1 protein-coding gene is annotated in these 289 nt (G+C 35.3%); it reads left to right on the top strand.

What is annotated here, in order from left to right; all coding sequences use genetic code 11:
* Window positions 1-98 precede the first annotated feature (98 nt).
* A partial coding sequence (locus JO375_RS13480) for a stalk domain-containing protein (RefSeq protein ID WP_229524963.1) occupies window positions 99-289 on the top strand: 191 nt, incomplete at its 3' end.

Here is a 289-nt window from a genome sequence, read left to right as displayed (position 1 = left end):
TGGAGTTTTCTTTAGGTCCACTGAATCTTTCTATTTTTGAGCGATGTATTAAAAAATGTCGTAAAATCATAGTATGAAAAGAAAAGGAGCAATTAAAAATGAAAAAAAAATTTATGATGATTTTTGCATTAATCCTAATCGTGTCTAGTTTGGGCCAAGTGGTCTCAGCTGCCGGTAAAGAGGTAACCGTGACTGTAGACTCTAAAAAAGTGAATTTTCCGGATGGTAAACCAATTATGGAAGAAAACCGTGTACTGATTCCTGTACGTTTTGTTTCGGAAGCATTGGG

Origin of the sequence: Paenibacillus farraposensis (assembly GCF_020736845.1) — a bacterium.
GTDB classification, from domain to species: domain Bacteria; phylum Bacillota; class Bacilli; order Paenibacillales; family Paenibacillaceae; genus Paenibacillus; species Paenibacillus farraposensis.
This window is presented reverse-complemented; position numbering and strand designations above follow the sequence as displayed.